The 19,915-nt window shown below is 28.7% G+C and carries 13 protein-coding genes; 4 read left to right on the forward strand and 9 right to left on the reverse strand.

What is annotated here, in order from left to right:
- Positions 1–107 precede the first annotated feature (107 nt).
- The 6 genes from OW729_RS12205 to OW729_RS12230 all read right to left on the reverse strand — a co-directional run bounded on the left by OW729_RS12205 (position 108) and on the right by OW729_RS12230 (position 12,286).
- Positions 108–3,209: an efflux RND transporter permease subunit gene (locus OW729_RS12205; RefSeq protein ID WP_268061800.1), complete on the reverse strand. Its 3,102-nt coding sequence runs from the start codon at positions 3,207–3,209 to the stop codon at positions 108–110.
- Positions 3,206–4,510 carry an efflux RND transporter periplasmic adaptor subunit gene (locus OW729_RS12210; protein ID WP_268061801.1) on the reverse strand — a complete coding sequence of 435 codons (1,305 nt, stop codon included), beginning with the start codon at positions 4,508–4,510 and terminating at the stop codon, positions 3,206–3,208. The genes OW729_RS12205 and OW729_RS12210 overlap by 4 nt, the downstream gene beginning before the upstream one ends.
- A 579-nt stretch (positions 4,511–5,089) precedes the next feature.
- The gene (locus tag OW729_RS12215; RefSeq protein ID WP_268061802.1) at positions 5,090–6,226 is read right to left on the reverse strand and encodes a TolC family protein; all 1,137 of its coding nucleotides are present in this window, start codon (positions 6,224–6,226) and stop codon (positions 5,090–5,092) included.
- A gap of 22 nt (positions 6,227–6,248) precedes the next feature.
- On the reverse strand, positions 6,249–7,757 hold the full coding sequence (locus tag OW729_RS12220; RefSeq protein ID WP_268061803.1) for a TolC family protein: 1,509 nt from the start codon (positions 7,755–7,757) through the stop codon (positions 6,249–6,251).
- Positions 7,758–7,763: 6 nt separating this feature from the next.
- The gene (locus OW729_RS12225) at positions 7,764–10,850 is read right to left on the reverse strand and encodes an efflux RND transporter permease subunit (RefSeq protein WP_268061804.1); all 3,087 of its coding nucleotides are present in this window, start codon (positions 10,848–10,850) and stop codon (positions 7,764–7,766) included.
- A 14-nt stretch (positions 10,851–10,864) separates the two neighbouring features.
- Positions 10,865–12,286 (reverse strand): efflux RND transporter periplasmic adaptor subunit, encoded by a 1,422-nt coding sequence (locus OW729_RS12230; protein ID WP_268061805.1) that lies wholly within the window; start codon positions 12,284–12,286, stop codon positions 10,865–10,867.
- Positions 12,287–12,515: 229 nt separating this feature from the next.
- Between OW729_RS12230 and OW729_RS12235 the strand changes: the two genes are divergently transcribed.
- Positions 12,516–13,172 carry a TetR/AcrR family transcriptional regulator gene (locus OW729_RS12235; protein WP_268061806.1) on the forward strand — a complete coding sequence of 219 codons (657 nt, stop codon included), beginning with the start codon at positions 12,516–12,518 and terminating at the stop codon, positions 13,170–13,172.
- A 20-nt stretch (positions 13,173–13,192) separates the two neighbouring features.
- Here the strand turns inward: OW729_RS12235 and OW729_RS12240 are convergent, their stop codons facing one another.
- Together OW729_RS12240 and OW729_RS12245 are read right to left on the reverse strand one after the other, a co-directional pair.
- Complete coding sequence (locus OW729_RS12240; protein WP_268061807.1) at positions 13,193–13,579, reverse strand: hypothetical protein; 387 nt, start codon at positions 13,577–13,579, stop codon at positions 13,193–13,195.
- A gap of 221 nt (positions 13,580–13,800) precedes the next feature.
- On the reverse strand, positions 13,801–14,835 hold the full coding sequence (locus OW729_RS12245) for a potassium channel family protein (RefSeq protein ID WP_268061808.1): 1,035 nt from the start codon (positions 14,833–14,835) through the stop codon (positions 13,801–13,803).
- 409 nt (positions 14,836–15,244) lie between these two features.
- Here OW729_RS12245 and OW729_RS12250 point away from each other — a divergent pair, with 409 nt between their 5' ends.
- Positions 15,245–16,054 carry a YihY/virulence factor BrkB family protein gene (locus OW729_RS12250; protein ID WP_407647674.1) on the forward strand — a complete coding sequence of 270 codons (810 nt, stop codon included), beginning with the start codon at positions 15,245–15,247 and terminating at the stop codon, positions 16,052–16,054.
- 237 nt (positions 16,055–16,291) lie between these two features.
- On the opposite strand, the gene OW729_RS12255 is transcribed toward OW729_RS12250, so the two are convergent.
- Complete coding sequence (locus tag OW729_RS12255; protein ID WP_268061809.1) at positions 16,292–17,140, reverse strand: DegV family protein; 849 nt, start codon at positions 17,138–17,140, stop codon at positions 16,292–16,294.
- A 761-nt stretch (positions 17,141–17,901) separates the two neighbouring features.
- Between OW729_RS12255 and OW729_RS12260 the strand changes: the two genes are divergently transcribed.
- Positions 17,902–18,801: a polysaccharide deacetylase family protein gene (locus tag OW729_RS12260; RefSeq protein WP_268061810.1), complete on the forward strand. Its 900-nt coding sequence runs from the start codon at positions 17,902–17,904 to the stop codon at positions 18,799–18,801.
- Between the two features lie 127 nt (positions 18,802–18,928).
- Positions 18,929–19,885: a polysaccharide deacetylase family protein gene (locus tag OW729_RS12265; RefSeq protein WP_268061811.1), complete on the forward strand. Its 957-nt coding sequence runs from the start codon at positions 18,929–18,931 to the stop codon at positions 19,883–19,885.
- Positions 19,886–19,915 lie beyond the last annotated feature (30 nt).

Raw genomic sequence — 19,915 nt, forward strand, 5'->3', positions numbered from 1 at the left:
AATACCATTTAATTTTAATAGTTTCAATTAATCTCATATTCCCCCATATTTCTACCATACACAGGTGAATTATAGGGGAATCATTATAGGATGTGTCACAATTCTTATTAATTTTTAACAATTACTTGTTTTTCTTTTTTTATAATTTTATTTTTTAAATCTTCAAAAATAGTATAAAGAACAGGTATATATATAAGTGTTAGTATTGTTGAGAAAAGAAGTCCTCCTATAACAACAGTAGCCATAGGAGCTTGAATTTCGGCTCCATCACCTATTCCAAACGCCATAGGTGCAAGACCTAAAATAGTGGTAGATGCAGTCATAAGTATAGGTCTTAATCTTATAGGTCCTGCTGCTAATACCGCTTCTCTCCTATCCTCTCCTCTTTTTCTTCTAATATTTATGTAATCTATTAAAACTATAGCATTATTAACTACTATACCAGCAAGTATTATTACTCCTATAAAAGCTGGTACACATAAGCTTCTTTCTGTAAAAAATAGTCCTAATGCACCTCCAGCTAAAGCTAACGGAACTGAAAACATAATTACAAAAGGATTTAATAAAGATTCAAACTGTCCAGCAAGCACCATATATACTAGTATTATTGCTGCAACTAAAGCCTTTGATAAATCTATAAACGCTTCTTGCATATCTTCATTTTCCCCGCCTATATTATAAGTATAACCTGATGGCATCTTAATTTTTTGTAATTTACTTTCTACATCTTTAGCAACACTTTTTAAATCTCTGCCTAAAATTTGACTTGTAACACTTACAACTCTAACTTGATCATTTCTATTTATAGCTGCTGGTCCTCTTTTAATTTCTACATCTGCTACTAGATTTAAAGGTATATTTGCTCCTGTGGGTGATTGAATCATAATATTTTTAAGATTAGTTACGCTTTGCTTATATATTTCATCACCTTTTACCACTACATCTATATCTTCATCTTTATATTTATATGTTGTAGCAGTTTTACCTGATATAGTTCCATGTATCTGTGATGAAATCTGTGAGGCTGTAAGATTATATTGAGATGCAATTTTTCTATTTAGTTTAATCCTAAGTTCTGGTTTACCATCACCTAAACTACTCTCGACTTCTCTTGTTCCTGCTACAGACTCTATAGTGTTTTTAAATTTATTTGATATCTCTTTTAATGTATCTAAATTCTCACCCTTTATTTCTATAGAAATAGGTGCTGAACCACTTACACTCATGCCACTACTGTTTTTAAAACTTATTTTTGCTCCTGCAATATCTTTACTTTCCTTTCTTAGTTTGTCCATTATTTGCTTAACATCTAATTCTCTTTCTTTTAATGGTTTTAATTTTACAATTACTTGTGCTGTATTCTTTTTGTTTCCACTACCAGAAGACATATCTCCTTCGCCTATATTAACAAAAAAAGTGTCTATTTCTTTAATCTTCTCAGATTTCTTTTCTATTCTATTAACTATATCTCTAGTATCATTAATACTAGCCCCATCCGGTAGTTCTACATTTATAGTAAACATACCTTGATCTGATTCCGGGAAAAATTCAGCTCCAACTTTACTTAAACATACCATACTTATAATGAATATAACCATACCCACAAAAATTGTTTTCTTTCTGTTAGATAGGCTCCAATCTAAAATCTTTCTATATCTAGACTCTACTCTATGAAAAATTCCATTTATTTTAACTTTCTTATTTTCATCAGACATAATATCATTTTCATGTATTATTTTACTTTCATTTAATAAAATAGAAGCTAACATAGGGATAAAAGTAAGAGATACAACTAATGAAGCTACAAGAGAAAATACAACAGTCAATGCTAAATCCTTAAAAAGTTCCCCTGTAATTCCTGAAGTAAATGCTATTGGAAGAAAAACAGCTACTGTAGTCAATGTAGATGCTATTACCGAAGCTCCTACTTCACTTGCACCATTAACTGCCGCTTCTTTTCTTGTACGTCCCTCTTGAATAAATCTATAAATGTTTTCTAAAACAACTATAGCATTATCCACAAGCATACCTACACCAAGAGCAAGTCCTCCTAATGTCATTAAATTTAATGTAATATCTGCAAAATATAAAAGTACAAAAGTTGCTATTATTGAAATTGGTATAGCTGTACCGATTATAAGAGTACTTTTTATATTTCTCAAAAATACAAATAAAATTAAAACGGCAAGTATTCCACCTAATACAGCAGTATTTTCAACATTTTTTATAGAACTATTTATATAATCTGCTTGATCAAACAAAACTTTTATCTTTGTATCAGGGTATTTTCCCTGTAAAATTTCAATTTGTTTTTTTACTTTTTTAGAAACTTGAACTGTATTTGAATCTGATTGTTTTTGAATATTTATACTAATACAATTTTTCCCATTATCTATAGCTATTAAATTTTGTTCTTTATTTCCTAATTGAACTGTTGCAATATCCTTTAGTAAAACTACTCCTCCTGTTTTTAAAGGTATCGATATATCTTCTATATCTTGTATTGATTTGAATTCACCCATAGTTCTAACTAATAAATCTTGACTTCCTTTATTTACTTTTCCCCCAGGTAAATTTAAGTTTTCTGCTGTTAAAATATCAGATATATAATCTATACTTAATTTATACCCTTCTAACTTTTCTTGGTTTAATGATACTGTTATCTCATTCTGAAGTCCTCCACTAACTTTGGCAGAAGCTACTCCAGCTACTCTTTCAATTTCTGGCTGTATATTATTTTCTACAAAACTTTGAAGTTGTGATAAATTTTTACCTCCAGTTATACTTATCATCATAACCGCTTGAGCATTAGGATCTATTTTTAAAACCATAGGTTCCTCTGACCCTTTAGGTAAAAGTCTTTTAGCCATATCAATTTTTTCTCTCATATCTAAAGTTGCAAAGTCCATGTCTGTACCTGAATTAAATTCAGCTATAACTACAGAAGATCCTTCAGAATTTATTGATTTTACATTTTTAATATTGGGTGTAGTTTCAATAGATTGTTCTATAGGCTTAGTGACTAGTTTTTCTACTTCTTCTGGTCCAACATTAGGATATCCTGTTGATACAACTGCTATAGGTATATTTATATCTGGAAGTAAGTCTACAGATAAATTTGTAAGTGACACCACCCCAAGTAATATAACTACAAGTACAGCCATAAATATAGTCACTGGTCTTTTAACAGATATTTTAGCTAAATTCATTTCTTATTACCTCCAACAACCTTTACTACTGTACCATTTTTAACGTAATTTTGACCTTTTTCGATTATTCTTTCATTAATATTTAATCCTTTTTTAATTTCAACATACTGTCCGTTATCTAATCCTAACTCTACCTTTTTCTCAATAGCTTTTCCATTACTTTCAACATACACAATAGGATCACCATCATTTGCAATAATGGCTTCACTCTTCACTACCAACACATCTTTTTTATAATCTGTATTAAATTCAACCTTAGCAAACATACCTGGCTTAATTTTATGATTTTTATTGTTAATCTCTATTTCTATAGAATATAAATTAGTTTGAGGGTTAGCAACTGGATTTATAAAAGAAATCTTACCAGTGATTTTTTTATCAGCTACTGCTGGTACTGTTAATTCTATTGAACTTCCACTTTTAAACTTATTTATAAGCTTCTCTGTTACATCAGCTTTTACATAAACCTTATCCAAAGAAATTATAGTTATAGCTGGCTGAGCATTAGATGCCATTTCCCCTTTTTCTACATTTATATTATAAATTACTCCACTTGCAGGTGATGTAACAATCATATCTTGTACACCTTTTAAAGCTTGTTCATATGCTGCCTTAGCTTGATTATATCCTGACTCTGATTGTTTAATGGCAATATTAGCTTGATTAATACTATTTTCTGATTGCTTATAAGCTTTTTCTGCTTGGTATAGCTGAGCTTCAAGTGTTTTTATAGACTTATCTGATGCCGCAAGTTCAGCTTGTTCATATTCAGCCTTTGATATAATTCCAAGTTCATATAATTTTTTACTTCTTTCCAAGTTAACCTTTGCATTCTGAATTTTTTCATAATTTAAATCATAATTTGCTTTTGCCAAATCATAATTAGCTTTTGCTGAAGTTACCACGTCATTTGCTTGATTTACCCCAAATTTTGCTTGTTCAACACCAGTTTCTGCACCTTCTAAACTTGCTTTTGCTTGTTTAACTCTTTCATTTGCATCACTTTGATCTAATACCATTAGAACCTGCCCTTCACTAACTACATCTCCAACCTTTATAGGCATATCTATAATTTTACCTGCAAATTTAGGTGATACAGCTATATCATTTTTTCCAGCTATTTTTCCTGTAACTATAGTTGAATTAAAAATAACGTCTTTTTTAGCCACCCCTATTTCTACAGGTATGTACTCTTTTTGACTTTGTAAAGTATCAGTAGCATCTTTTTTAGTTCCACAAGAAGTAAAAAATATTGCTGCCAACACTAGATAAATTAACACTTTAAATGTTTTTTTTCTCATATAAGTTCCTCCTTAGATTAGAGTATTTAATAAGTTATTATACCATATTTTTTATTATGATCTATCAATTTCATGGGGACAGATCACAATTTTTCCTAATAATTCATTTAATTACTTTATAATAATCTCTTAAGATTATGTCACGATCATTATCTGGATATTTTTCTGCAAATTCTTCTTTTACTCAAAAAAATAAAAATTACTATAAGACCTTCCCTATAGTAATTTTCATTTAACATTAATCCCATCTATATGATTTTATATACTTCAATTGTTCATAATCAAAATAAATATACCATATTAACTTCCATTTAGCATTTTAGTTTCCATAGTGAATTTATTTTAGTATATATTTTAAAATTATTAAGTTAATTATAATAAGAAATTACAATTCTTGTTTAGTATAGCTTTTGTAGCGTTTAGGACTTTCATATGTTTGAGCCTTAGCGAGTTTATGAAAGTTTAGCTACATAAGATATACTAAATTTAGAATCGTTTTCGAAATTATACAAACTCAATAATTTATTAAATATATACTAAAATAGGTAAGCCTTTCAAAACTTAATTCTAAATGCTGAATTATTTAAGTGCTTTTTTAGTAAAATTCTTAAATTGTTCTACTGCCACATAATAATTAAGTTTTGCTTTATTATATTCACATGAAGCACTTAAAACTTTTTCTTCTGCTGCCTTTACTTCTAATTCCGTACCTGTACCTGCTTCAAATTTAGTTTTTTCTGTTTTCAACATAGTTTCAGCTTTTTCACAATCCAATTTCTTAACTTTAATATCATTATCTAGATTTATTATATTATTGTAATCCATTCTTACTTTTGCTTCTACATTTTTCTTTTCATCATCGAGTTTATATTTTGTTTCTATAATATCATCTTCTAATTGGTTTTCTCTTTCTTTATAGTCTCCTTTTGGATTCACAGCATTTTCAAGCTCACTTTTATCATCTTTTACATAGGTATGGACAATAGCCTTTTCTCTTGAATCAATATCTTCTTTGGCTATTAGTGAAGTTATTGTGTAATATTTCTTTAGCATGGTTTCAATAACATTTTCTAAATTTTTAACTTCATATACTTTATAAGGAATCTCTGCTTTTTTTAAGTTTAATTTTTTATCTACAGGAGTTCCTATTTTCATATTCAGTTCCATTCTAATCTTCTCTTCATCATTTTTTAGTTGCTGAAGCTTTACCTCTGCATCCTTTAAATTTGCCTCATCATCAATTAGTGATACTGGTGATTCTGTCCCTGCATCGATCTTTGCTTTTTTGTATTCTAAAAGTTTTTTCATTCTTTCAATGGTTTTTTGTTGAAGTTGTATCAACTGATCTTGAAGCATTATTTCATAATATCCTTTGGTAGATTCAACTATAGCCTTATCTTGCGCCTGGTCTCTTTCCCATTCAATATCTTTTATTTCTTGCTGTATTCTTAACGGAGTAATATATTCTTTCATATCTTCATCGAAATTTGAATCTTTATCATCTTTTTTTGTAGCTTCATCATACCATTTTTCTTTTACTTGAATCTTTTTCTTAAAAAAATTTAGCTCGTTGTTGTTACTTGTAGTAAGTTCAATTATATCATTTAAATTCAATTCTGAGCCTTTATCCGCAGCTCCTAGTGCAGATATAACTGCTATACCTAATACTGATACTAATGTTATAGCTGCAGTTAATAATTTCACTTTTTTCTTCATATTAACTTACTACTCCTTTCCCTTAATATTTAGGTCCTACTTTACTAGCTTTTTCAAGCTTGTAAAGTGCTATATTATAATTTCTCAAAGCAGTATTGTGATCCATTTGTGCTTTATTTAATCCAAGTTCTGCATCCCAAATCAATGATATAGGTTTAGTTTCAGCTTCATAAGCTTTCTTAGCTGATTCTAATTGCTGCTTTGCCTTGTCCATGTTTTTAACTGCTAAATCTATTTGTCTTTTTTTCTGTATAACATCTAAATAAGCATTCTGTATATTTTCTTTTACATTCTTTTTATTATCATCTAATGCTACATCAGCTTCATCTAATTCTTTTTCAGCATTAAGCCATTCATAGTCATCATCATCAAAATAATCTTTTATTATATCAAAGGTTCTTTTCTTTTCTTCTAAATCTACTTTACAATCATGTATCTCACTTCTATTATTTAAAGCACTACTTAAATAACTTTCATATTTTTGAGGTTCTTTTATAGAATTATTTAAATTATCACTTAATTGAACTTCCTCTTTAAGATCTATACCTAATGTCTTTTTAAATTGAATTTGTCCATTTTCTATATTTCTTTTTAGATTATCAAGGTCTAGCTTAGTTTTATCAAGTTCAATTTTAGTAAGATTTTTTTGAAGCTCTGATGACATTCCCACTTCATAAGATTTAACTAAATCATTATATCCTTTAAGCATCCTATCATATAGTTGTTTTTTTAGATTGTAACCTTCTTCAGCATATAAAAGATTATCATAGGCTTCTTTTATTTTAAAATCTACAGTTTCATTAGCTAACTCCCTCTTTTTTACTGTTTTTTGTATCATACATTGAACCGTATACCATGGTATGTCTCTAGGTTTGATAAATATATTATATTCTTCTTTAGAAGTTAATTGTTTTGGTGCTCCTGTTTCTTTATCTGCAAGTCCCATAGCTATAAGTTTTGCCTTACCTGCCTCAAACTTTGCAAGTTCTGCTTGAAGCTCAGCATACTTTTTATTCATCGTATCTATATCTGTTCCCTTTTCAGCAAGGCTCTGATTTATTTTATCTATAATTGCCTTAGCTTTTTCAATTCCAGCCTTTATAGCCGCTATTTTATCTTTATTTTCCTCTGTATTGGGAATTGTTTTTAACTGTTCTTCTAGTTGGGTAAGATTCTTTTGAGCTTCAGCATATCCTTGCACAGTACTCTCTAGTTGCTTTTTTAAATTTTTAAATTCCTCACTATTTATTTTTTTGTAAGCAGCTTTATATTCTTCAAATGCGTCTTTAGCATCCTCAGCATCTTTACTTAAATCCTTATACTTTTTAAACTTTCTGTCTAGAGTATTAAGTCCAGTCTCAAGCCTTTTTAAATCATTATTATTTTTCATTGCTAGCTTAACAGCCTCTTCTTTTGACAACTTAAATGTATTTTTAGAAGTAGCAGCACTCGTTGAAAGTACTGCCCCTCCTAAAAATATAGATGTAATACTTAGGATTAATATCTTCAATATAGATTTTTTATTCTTCATATTTCATCATCCCTTTAAAGAGCTTCCATTGTCCATTCTAATTTTAACTCTTTGTTTAATTTTTGTAGAATGTGTATCAATTATATTGTATAAAACTGGTATAATAATTAATGTCAATAATGTAGATACAATCAAGCCACACATTAATGCAACTCCCATAGGCGTAAACATAGGATCACCAGACATTACTACTGGTACAAGTCCCATAACTGTTGTAAATGCACTTAGTATTATAGGACTAAATCTCCTTTGCATAGCACCTCTACATGCCTCATCTATCTCACAGCCATCTTCTTTTGCTTTATTTATATATTCGATTAAAAGTATACCATTCTTAACAACTACTCCAACCAAACTTACAATTCCCATAAAAGCCATTAATGAAAGAGGTTGTCTAAATAAGAATAATCCAAAAATAGATCCTATTAATGATAATGGTATTGTTAAGAAAATTATAAATGGTTGAATAAATGAGTTGAATTGTATAAGAAGAATTATATAAATGAAGAATATAGCAATTATTGCAGATGTTCCAAGTTTACCAAAATATTTTACTATATCTTCTTTTTCCCCACGGAACTCAACTTCAGCACCTTTTAAATCCATTGTTTTTAATTTTTCTTCTATAAGTTTTTGAGTATCAACTGCGTTTCCGCCTGGCTCTACGTCTACATATACTGTTATACAATCCGCCCTATCAAACCTTTTTATAGTATCTATTTGAGTTTTAAGGTTAACTTTAGCAATTTCCTTTAGAAGAACCTTATGTCCTGCTACTGTTGATTTTATTTCTAAATTCTCTAGTTTTTCTTTTGTATCTATACTACTACTTACAATAACACTAAATTCTTTACCATTTATTCTATAAACAGATGCCTCTGATCCTCTTAATGCTATGTTTATCTGTCTTTCTATGTCAAATTTCATAATTCCAAGTTGTGATGCCATATCAGGGTCAATATCTACTTTATATTGATAAGTTCTCTCTGCAGCATCATCACGAACATTTGTAGCCCCTTCAATCTGACTCGCCATATTTTGGATTTTAGTAGAAATAGGATATAAATCTTTTATGTCATTTCCCTTAACATGCATTACTATAGGTGCTTGTCTTGGTGCAGCATACTGTAATGGAAAAATTCTTGACTTAGAACCTAAGAGTTTAGAATCCAATTCTTTTTGAAGAAATCCTGAAAACTCTTCAACATTTTTAAATCTTCCCCCCGCTTTAAGGTCAAAATCAATCTTAGTTTGTGCAAAGTCTTTAGAAGGTACTGCTGGTGGCATAGCAACCCAGAATTTAGGTAATCCATCTCCTATTCCTGTAGTACAACTTTTGACTTCTGGCTGAGCCTTTAATATCTTCTCTAGCTCACGAGACATTTTTTCTGTTGCCTGTATATCTCCTTTTTTCTCTATAGTTGTATCTATATAAAGCATATTTTTATTAGAATAAGGGAAAAATTGAAGTCCTAATTTTGTAAGTACAAATAACGCTATTGCTAAAATTCCAATTGTTATTCCTATTGTCACCTTTTTATTTGCAAGTCCGAAATCTAATAATTTTGCAAAGGTCTTACGAACTTTTCCGTCTCCCTTCTTCTTTTTCTTCTCATTAGTTTTCTTAAAGAACATGGTAGCTAGTGCAGGAGTTATAAACATAGCACAAATGTATGAAGCTATTAGTGATATTATAACAACCTGTGGAATATTTTCAACATAATTTCCTGCTACTCCAGGTAAAGTAAGTAATGGAGCAAATGCTGCTACTGTTGTTAAAGTTGATGTAAATATAGGTATGGAAGACTCCTTACTTCCTTCTATAGCTGCCGTTACATTATCAAATCCCTCATCTATTTTAACTTGAACCGCATCATTTATTACAATAGCATTATCCACTAGAATCCCCAGGGCTATAATAAGTGCCATAGTTGAAATTTGATGCACCTTTATTCCCAAGAACTGCATAGCTATGAAACTTAGCATTATAGAAATAGGTAATGCTGTCGATACAACTATTGAGTTTCTTATTCCTACTCCAGCAAATATTACAATAACAACCAAAATGATACCTTCTACTAAGTTAGTCATAAAATTCGTAACTGAGTCATCTACATCAGTTGGTTGATATAAAACCTCATAGAAATTTAAATCTGATGGTAAGTCTTTTTTAATATTTTCTATCTCTTTTCTAACATCCTTACCTATAAGAACTATATTTTTGTTTTCCTCAAAGTGTCCCGTTAATAAAATAGCGTTCTTACTTTCTTGTTTATACCTAGAAGAATCATCTTCATATGCCATATGAATATTAGCAATATCTTTAAGTCTTACTATTGCTCCAGTATCAGTGGAAACATATACAACTACATTTTCAATATCTTTTATAGAATCATACCCATTACTTGTAACAACATCTATTCTTGAGCTCTTACTTTCTATAGCTCCAGGTGGTATTTTTACATTTTGAGCCTTAACTACTTTTAAAACATCTTCTAGTGAAATAGGATAGTTGTTTAATTTATTAACATCTACATCTATTCTTACTTCTTTTTCAAGTTTACCATTTATATCAAACTTACTAACACCATCTATTTTTGATAACTTGTCTCTTATTTCTTCTGCATATGTGTTTAATTGATCATAAGAATAATTATCTCCTGATAAACTTATTATCATTCCCGCTGTTGAAATTAAATCTGTATTAATTGTACTTGCAAAACATTCGCTTGGAAGTTCAGATTTTTTATCATTTACTTTATCTCTTAATTCTCTCCACGCCTTGTCCTCATCTGCATTATCTTTTAAGAAAACAAGAACAACTGAAACACTGTTTTTAGAATAAGATTCAGTAAAATCATATCCATCTATCTCCGATGATGCATCCTCTATCTTCTTAGTAACTAAGTTTTTAACATCTTCAGGAGTTCCTCCAGGATATACAGTTATTACCATAGCTACTCCAACTGACGCATCGGGATTTTCTTGTTTTGGTATAATTCTATATACACCTATTCCAAATATAAGTGCTAATATTGTTAAAAACACCGTTATCTTTCGATGTTTAACAGCACTTTTAATCAACCCTGTCATATCTTCACCCTCTTCTATTTAACAATATTCACCTGATTACCTGGTTTAACATTTTTCAATCCTTGAGTTACTATTTTATCTCCCAATTTTACACCTTTTACTAAAATTTTATCTCCATATATACTTTCAATTGTTATATTTTTTCTTGATACTCTACCTTTTTCTACAACATATACATAATCTTCTCCATCATTTAAAACAACCGTTATAGGGAGCCATATTCCTGTTTTATCTCCTAATTTAATATCTACTTTTGCTACAGAACCAACATAAAATTTTTCTTTTTCAATTTCCTTATCCATTTTAATTTTTGCTTTATATGTTCTACTTTTAGCATCTGGTACTTGTTCTATTTCAGTAATAGTCCCTGTAGTTTTTATCTCTTCAAGAGATAAATTTGCTTTTGTTCCTTCCTTAACTTTACCTACATCATTTTGGGCTATTTGTATATCTATAACTTGATCATCGCTTCGAACTGCTATAACAGGGTATCCTGCAGCTGTATTTTCACCTGACTTATTTAGAACCTTTGCTACATACCCTGATACCTCTGATTTAAGAACTGTATCATCAAGCATACTCTGCTTTGACTCATATTGAGTGTTCGCCGCATTGCATTGACCTTGTGCTGCATTATATTGACCTTGTGCTGCATTATATTGACCTTGTGCTGCAGAGTATTTAGATTTTGCTGCATCTCTTTGTGCCTTTGCTGCATTATGTTGAGCAAGTGCAGCTTCTTTATCTTCAACTCTAGCACCATTTTCAGCCTTTGATAAAACCTCTTTGGCATTATCTAAAGCAACTTTTGAAGAATCAAGTTTTATTTTGATATCATCTAATTGTTGCTTTGAGACAATTCCTTCATCATACAACTTTTTTATTCTCTCATAACTTTGTTGTACATACTTATAAGTATCTTCAGCGTTTTTTACAGCTAACCTAGCACTATTAATATCCTCTTTTTGAGCTCCATTCATAGCTTTATTATATAATGCCTTTGTTGCGGCTACTTGGGCATCTGCCATAGCTATTTGACCTTTTGCAGCTTCCATTTGACCTTTTGCAGCTTCCATTTGACCTCTTGCTGCCTCTGTCTGACCTCTTGCTGCCTCTGCCTGTCCTCTTGCTGCATCAACTGCAAAATTGTAATCATGACTATCTAATACCGCAATTACTTGTCCTGCCTTTACATAATCGCCTTCTTTAACATTTATCTCAGCAATTTTGCCTGGTATCTTAAAACTATACTTTATAATATCTTTTGAATTTGTATTACCCAAATATTCTAATAATATAGGATGCTTTTCTTCTTTAACATCCATGACTTTTACAGGTAATACCTTTTTCTCTTCTCCTGCTTGAACTTTTTTACCACACCCTGTCATAGAAAACATGACCGCTGATGTTACCAAAAGCGAAATTAATCTTTTCATGAAACTCCCCCCAGAAGTATTATTTTTTGTTGGCGACCACCCTGTCGCATAATATAGAACAATATTACCACAGCAAGAAAATCATGTCAATATTTCCATGATTAACTTAGTGTTAATTTTACACATCTTATTTATATATGCATTTTAACCTACAATTTCCATTGACAAATTTAACCATAGGTTTTATACTATTCAAGTGACTGGGCGGTCTCTTTCAGGAGGTGATATTTTGCCAAAAAAAACTTTCTTAAATTTATCTTTAGAAAGACAAAATCAAATTATTGATGTGGCTTTAAACGAATTTTCCCTTCACAACTTTGAAACAGCCTCAATAAATAAAGTAATAAATGAGCTTGGTATAGCGAAAGGAAGCTTTTATAGATATTTTCAGAATAAAGAAGATCTATATTCCTATTTACTTGACTACGCACTGAATAAAAAGATAGATTACTTAGAAAAGAATATCAATGTAACGTCAGGTGATTTTTTTCAAATCTATAGAGACACTGTATTTAACTATATGAAATTTGACTTAACATTCCCTATTATAAGCGAATTTTTAAGAATGGCTGTAGAAAATAAATATATAGAAAAAACAAAAGTATTAAATTCTCTTCATGGAAAAACATTTATAAGAGATTTAGTTTTAAAAGGCCAGGAAGATGGTGAAGTAAAAAAATCTCTAGATATAGATTTTATTATACTCTGTATAATGAATCTATCTGAAACTATGTTAAATTATATAAATCTTAAACAAGGGATAAGCTATAAAGAACTTCTTAAAATAATGGAAGGCAAGGCTAGTTTGCATAAAAATGAATTAGAAACTGCCTTTGAACAACTTATAAGCGTTTTGACTACAGGATTAAAGCCAGTAAAAGCTTAACTAGCTTTACTGGCTCTTTATTATTTATCAATTAATATATTAGCTACATTTTTACCACTTTGTACAGCTTGCACATTTATTTTCATACCCTTATACTCTTCTTGTAAGTTTTTATATTGCTTTTTCAACTCTTGAGCATATTGATTTGCTACCTTTGTTATTTCTTCTTTCTTTGCTTCTTTTTTTATAACCATAGTTGCTATAATCATATTATCTTTAATATATACCTTACTTCCACTAACTATCTTTTCTTTTGCAATCTTCTTTGTCATTCCTTTATCTTCTACAGTCTGCTTAGGATCCTTAGGACGCTCAACAGGCTTTGGCTTTCCACAAGCTACAAGAGAAGCAGAAATAGTTAATATTGATATTAGTGTTATTATTTTTCTTAGTAATTTTTTTTTCATTTAAGTACCCCCTGAATAGATAATAGTTAACGGTTAACATTTTACAGTTAACAATTAACTATTAGTTAATAACTAGTTTTTTTAATTTAACATTTACATTATAGCATAAAATTCAGTTAACAGTGAAGAGTTAGCATAATATATGTATATAAATTCCAAATTTATAAATGTAAAAATAAAAATTCAATAAAAACATAAATTTTCTCGAATCTAATTAATTATTAATATGTACTTATAAAAGAATCCCTAACTCCGCTATCACAAGCAATTTTCCTAAGCTCTTTTACTTGACTTTCCATTCCTAAAACCATAATAACATCATCTATATTAAGAATTTCATCAGCACTTGGATTAAATATTATATTTTCTGACCCAGATCTTTTAATAGCTAAAATAATTAATCCTGTTCTTTCATTTATCTTTGATTCTTTTAGAGATTTACCTATCACATCAGAATTTTTACAAATAACTACGTCTTCTAAATCAAGTATAACATCTCCTGCACGAGTGATAATTTCTAAAAAAGAAATAATAGAAGGCCTAATCATTAAAGCAGCCATTCTACTTCCACCAATTTCATTAGGGGATACAGTATTATTTGCTCCTGCTTTTTTTAATTTTTCATGGGAATTTTTTTCTATAGCTCTAGAAATAATATAAAGATTTTTATTCATTTGTCTTGCTGTTAATACTGTAAAAACATTATCTGCATCACTTGATAAGCTACTTATAAAACCCTTTGCATATTTTATTCTTGATTTTTCTAAAATATCTTCGTTAGTAGCATCTCCATGTATAGTTAAAATACCTTCTTCTAATAGCTCATGAACTCTTTCCTCATTTTTTTCTATAACAACAAAAGATACATTACTTTTTTTAAATTGTTTAATAACACTTTGACCTGTTTCTCCTCCTCCACACAATATGTAATGTTCTGTTAATTGAGATATTCTATTTTCCATTTTTCTTCTCCTCCAAGCCTCTTTAAAATCATTTTCTAAAAATAAAGAAACAGTGCTAGTAAAAACATATCCTGCAACACCTAATCCTGAAAAAATAACCCCTATAGAAAATAATTTTGCTTCTGGTGTCATTTTGCCTACTTCAGTGTATCCTACTGTAGAAATAGTTATTACCGTCATATATAATGCATCAATGAAATTAACTTTTAACAAATGACTATATCCTATTGTACCTATAATAATTAATGTAATAAGAGCGCCAAAAATAATTACAATATTTCTTCTTTCTTTCATTTTACCACCCAAGTTTACGACAATTAATGCTATTGCATATTAATGTCTATATTTTGTATAATTTACACTTATACTTTAATATTATCGTAATAATACTATTTTTTTTTACTACTATTGTATCCTTGTTTTATTTGATCACTATTTTCTATTTGAAAAATTTATTATTAGATATAAATTAATAATACATGGAATATAAAAGTAAGATTTAACTAAATATAATTAAAGAGATTTAATGATTTTCTTTGATGACAAGTATAAACTGATTAATCGTTATTACTTATTAGTTATTGATTCTTATACTAAATACAAATATATTTGTAATAGTTGTTATACATAATTACCACTATTGGTTATTAAATCCTAGATATTAGGTTACTAGCCTATTACTTATCAAAAGGGGGTATATTATTTGGAAAATGGAAATGTAAAACATAATTTAAAAATGCTTTTATATAAAATGAGGGAAGATGATATTTTTGCTCTCTCTTCTCAACTAGCTTATAGTCTACTTTTATCTTTTTTTCCTTTTATGATATTTCTTATGACTATTATTGGGCTCAGTTCAGTAAGTAGTAGTGATGTTCTTTTAAATCTTAGAACTATACTTCCCGAAGCCACTTATGAACTCATTTATACTACTGTTATTGAAGTTTTTGATACTCAAAAAAAAGATCTTCTTTCTTTCAGTTTAATTATTACTATTTGGGTATCTTCTAATGGATTTTATGCTGTTATAAAAGGTCTTAACAAAGCTTACGATGATCACGAAGAACGTCCTTTTTGGAAAATAAGAATAACAGCAATTTTATGTACTTTCGTCCTCATTTTTATGATTATTTTTTCTTTATTTTTATTAGTTCTAGGAAATTTAATTGGCTATGCTGCTATAAAATATCTTCGTATTCCTTTTACATTTAACACTATCTGGATGATTTTAAGATATTCTATAACCTTTGTATCATTAATATTTATTTTCTCATTTATATATAGGGTTACTCCTAGTAGAAATTTAGCCTTTAAAAATGTTCTTTCTGGCTCTATTTTTGCAGCTGCTGGTTGGATAATCTCTTCAATGTGCTTTGCTTTTTATGTAGATAATTTTAATAATTATTCCAAAACCTATGGAAGTATTGGGGCTGTAATAGTTCTTTTAATATGGCTTTTCTTAACTTCTGTAATTATTCTTGTTGGTGGAGAAATTAATGCTCTATCTAAATAAATGTCTTTTTATTTAATTAGCCTATAATTTAGTAATAAATAAAAACCTGTTTGAAAATAAAAAACAATACACTATATTGATTAATTTTAAGATTAATCAATATAGTGTATCTAAAATTGATTTTTAAGATAGCCTTTATCTATACATATGAACTTAGTTCTTAAAAACCTAAATAACTTCCTTTAGTTTAAACAACTATTATTAAATTATAACTGTAGCTTTTTAAGCCTAAATATATTAATCTCTCTTATAAACAGCAACTCCTACAAGTCCTGGTCCGCTATGCATTCCTGCAACAGGACTTATTTGTCCTCCTAAAAACGATGATATTACATTTTCAAGATTGGATATTTGTTCAAAAATCTCTTTCGCTTCTTTGTATCCATTACCATGCATCATATATATACTATATTTTCCTTCTGCTATTTTTTCCTTTACTATATTTATAAGCTTGCTTATAGCTTGCTTACTTCCTCTAACCTTTTCATAAGTAAAATATTTTCCATCTTCTCCTATACTAATTATAGGCTTTATGTTAAGTATTTCTCCTATTGTTCCTGCTACTTTTCCTATTCTTCCACCTCTTTTTAAATATTCAAGGGTTTTTACTATAAAAAAGACATTAGTTCTTTTTATTAAAGAAGGTAGCCTATTTACTATTTCCTCAAAACTTTTACCCTGTTCTATCATTTTTGCACATTCTTCTACTAGAAGTCCTTCACCTAAAGATATGGACTTAGAATCACATACATAAGTAGTTATCTTTTCATGGTTTTCACTAACTAATTTTAATGCATTAGAAATTCCTGATAATCCTGAAGATAGTGTTACAGCAATGGCATGAGTGTAACCTTCTTCTTCTAGTTCGGTAAACACTTCCTCCATATCCTTCATTGATGGTAAAGAGGAACTTGGAGTTTCATCTTTAAGCCTATCATATACTTCTTCTGGTGAGATATCTATTTTATCTTTATATTCTTTTCCATCAAAAATTATTCTAAAAGGTAACACCTTTATATTATATTTTCTTATCTGATCATCTGTTAAATCACAAGCTGTATCTGTTATCAAAGCTATCTTATTCACTCTTTTAATTCCTCCTTGTTTAACTTCATTCACTTTATAAATAGATTTCTTGGCTTCAGATAGAGTTTTAAACTCTATCTGAAGCGTATTAACAGAATTCTTAGGAGTTTTACTTCTTAGAAGTCGTTATTCTTTAGAAGAAAACATTATCCAGAGTCGTGCCATTCTAATACTTCCACTTTAAAGAAAAGCAAAGAGTCCAAATCTTGGATTTGGTGCGAATCGCTTTCACAGAGTGCGATGGAAGTATTAGAATGGTCATACATCGGATAAAATAAAACTTGCTAAAAATTCTAATTTATACTTTTTATCACTACATACATAACATATTTTGATTTTACGTGATTTTTTTACTAAATATGATAATATTATATAGGAAATAAATTAATAACTATTTTTATGTTCGTTTTATAAAATTAATCATTGAAACGTTTATATAATTATGGCTTTAGTAAATGCTTTAAAGTAGTACAATAAATTAATTAAACAAATTATACATATTTGCTCTTTAATTAAATGATTATACGTTGTACACTAAACATGAGTTAAATTGCACGTTTCAAAATATAAATATATTATAAATTATGAATTATAATCATATTTAAACATTTTATCTAAATAAAACCTTATCTTAACATTATTTTTATTTTATAATTTAATTTTGTGTTTGTAAAGAAAATATTTCTTTGCATTCCCCATGTTGCAACATATTGTATTAAATTTTGTAACTTAAGTACTTGTTATATGAAAGGATGAACTATATGATAAAAAAAATAAGTAGTTTATGTCTAATATTAAGTAGTTTTCTTTTATTAACCTCATGTTCTCTTGGAACTAATAGCAAACCTTCTTCTTTAAAAGAAGGAATTTCTAAAACTGATTTAAAAAATAACAAATCTATCTCAGATGAAGTTTCTAAAGATTCATCTAGTTTAATCACTAATAATAAACAAGATAATTCTAATAAGAATAAAACTTCTTTTACAAAAATAAAGGGAAGCATTCCTGTTCTTATGTACCATTCCATAGGGTTTGAAAAAGATAATCCTGTTAGAATTCCTGCTGACAAATTTGACGAACAGATGAAATATTTAAAGGATAATGGATTCTATACTTTATCCATGGATGAAACTTATGATTATTTTTCTAAAGGAAAACCTATTCCTGAAAAGTCTATTGTTTTGACTTTTGATGATGGTTATCTTGATAATTACACTAAATTATATCCTATTTTAAAAAAGTATAAATTTAAAGGAACTATTTTTGTCATAACAGGAGCTATTGATAAAGAGAAGGATTTTTTAACTTCAGCTCAATTAAAAGAGCTTGATAAAAACTGCTTAGACATACAAAGTCATACCTTTGCTCATGAAAAATTATCAGAAATACCTTATGATAAACAAGTTAAAACCTTAAAAACTTCTAAAGATTTTCTTGAAAAGCAATTAAATAAAAAGGTAAGTTACTTGGCTTATCCTTATGGAAAATATACTAAAAACACCATAAAAGCTGCTAAAGAAGCTGGTTATTCAATGGCATTTACTACTGATGGAAAATGGTCAGATAAATCTAATGGTATTTTTACATTAAATAGAGTATATATAAGTGGCTTTTCCGATATGGATACCTTTATAAAAAGGGTAAACAACCCTAACTATTAGATAAAAATTATAAATCTATATTAAATCTCAAAATATTGTTTACACCTTTATTTATTACTTATTATTACTTAATAGTAGTAACAAAGTTTCAGTTACTATTCCATACTAATGAAAGGATGAACTTATTATGATAAAAAAGTTTGGTATCTTATGTTTAATTTTAAGCAGTTTTCTTTTTTTAATAGCATGTTCTACTAATAATAAGTCTTACTCTTTAAAAAAAGAATCTTCCAATAGTATTTCCAAAACTACTAAAGGCTATAGTAAGACTGTTCAAAGTGGACTTTCTAATGATAAATCTTTAAATAATACTACTAATAACAGTACTACTACCTTTAATAATAATGGTATAGATACAAGTGATAATATCCCTGTTCTTATGTATCACTCTATAAGATTAAAAAAAGATAATCCATTAATGGTTTCACCAAAGAAACTAGATGAGCAAATGAAATATTTAAAAGATAATGGTTATTATACCCTATCTTTAGATGAGCTTTATGACTATTTTTCTAAAGGAAAAGCCATTCCTAAAAAGTGTGTAGTTTTAACTTTTGATGATGGTTACGTTGATAACTATACTAATTTATACCCTATATTAAAGAAATATAGATTTAAAGGGACTATTTTTGTTATAACAGGTACTATTGATAATGAAAAGCCCTTTTTAACTTCTAGTCAATTGAAAGAATTAGATAGTACTTGTTTAGATATCCAGAGTCATACAGTTGCTCATGAAAATTTGCCTAAACTTTCTTATAGAAATCAAGTTAAAACCCTTAAAAACTCTAAAAATTTTCTTGAAAAAAAATTAAATAAAAAAGTTCGTTATTTAGCTTATCCTTACGGTAAATTTAATAAAAGTACTATAAAGGCTGCTGAAGAAGCTGGCTATTTAATGGCTTTTACTACTACAGGAAAATGGTCAAATAAATCTAATAATCTCTTTCGCTTAAATAGAGTATATATAAATGGTTTTTTTGACCTAAATACTTTTATAGAAAGAGTAACTAATCCAGACTACTCTGATAGAAATAATATATTTAAAGTTTTTTGGGGTCAATTCACAAACTTCATTATCTAACCCCTAAAAAATAATGTTACAATTTTTTCA

Origin of the sequence: Clostridium brassicae (genome assembly GCF_026738875.1) — a bacterium.
Classification (GTDB): Bacteria; Bacillota; Clostridia; order Clostridiales; family Clostridiaceae; genus Clostridium_H; species Clostridium_H brassicae.

Bases quoted from the DNA above. Each gene is read 5' to 3' on its own strand.
- OW729_RS12240 (WP_268061807.1), bottom strand. From the start codon at position 13,579: ATGAAAAAAAAATTACTAAGAAAAATAATAACACTAATATCAATATTA.
- OW729_RS12265 (WP_268061811.1), top strand. From the start codon at position 18,929: ATGATAAAAAAGTTTGGTATCTTATGTTTAATTTTAAGCAGTTTTCTT.
- OW729_RS12215 (WP_268061802.1), bottom strand. From the start codon at position 6,226: ATGAAGAAAAAAGTGAAATTATTAACTGCAGCTATAACATTAGTATCA.
- OW729_RS12230 (WP_268061805.1), bottom strand. From the start codon at position 12,286: ATGAAAAGATTAATTTCGCTTTTGGTAACATCAGCGGTCATGTTTTCT.
- OW729_RS12245 (WP_268061808.1), bottom strand. From the start codon at position 14,835: ATGAAAGAAAGAAGAAATATTGTAATTATTTTTGGCGCTCTTATTACA.
- OW729_RS12220 (WP_268061803.1), bottom strand. From the start codon at position 7,757: ATGAAGAATAAAAAATCTATATTGAAGATATTAATCCTAAGTATTACA.
- OW729_RS12210 (WP_268061801.1), bottom strand. From the start codon at position 4,510: ATGAGAAAAAAAACATTTAAAGTGTTAATTTATCTAGTGTTGGCAGCA.
- OW729_RS12205 (WP_268061800.1), bottom strand. From the start codon at position 3,209: ATGAATTTAGCTAAAATATCTGTTAAAAGACCAGTGACTATATTTATG.
- OW729_RS12225 (WP_268061804.1), bottom strand. From the start codon at position 10,850: ATGACAGGGTTGATTAAAAGTGCTGTTAAACATCGAAAGATAACGGTG.
- OW729_RS12260 (WP_268061810.1), top strand. From the start codon at position 17,902: ATGATAAAAAAAATAAGTAGTTTATGTCTAATATTAAGTAGTTTTCTT.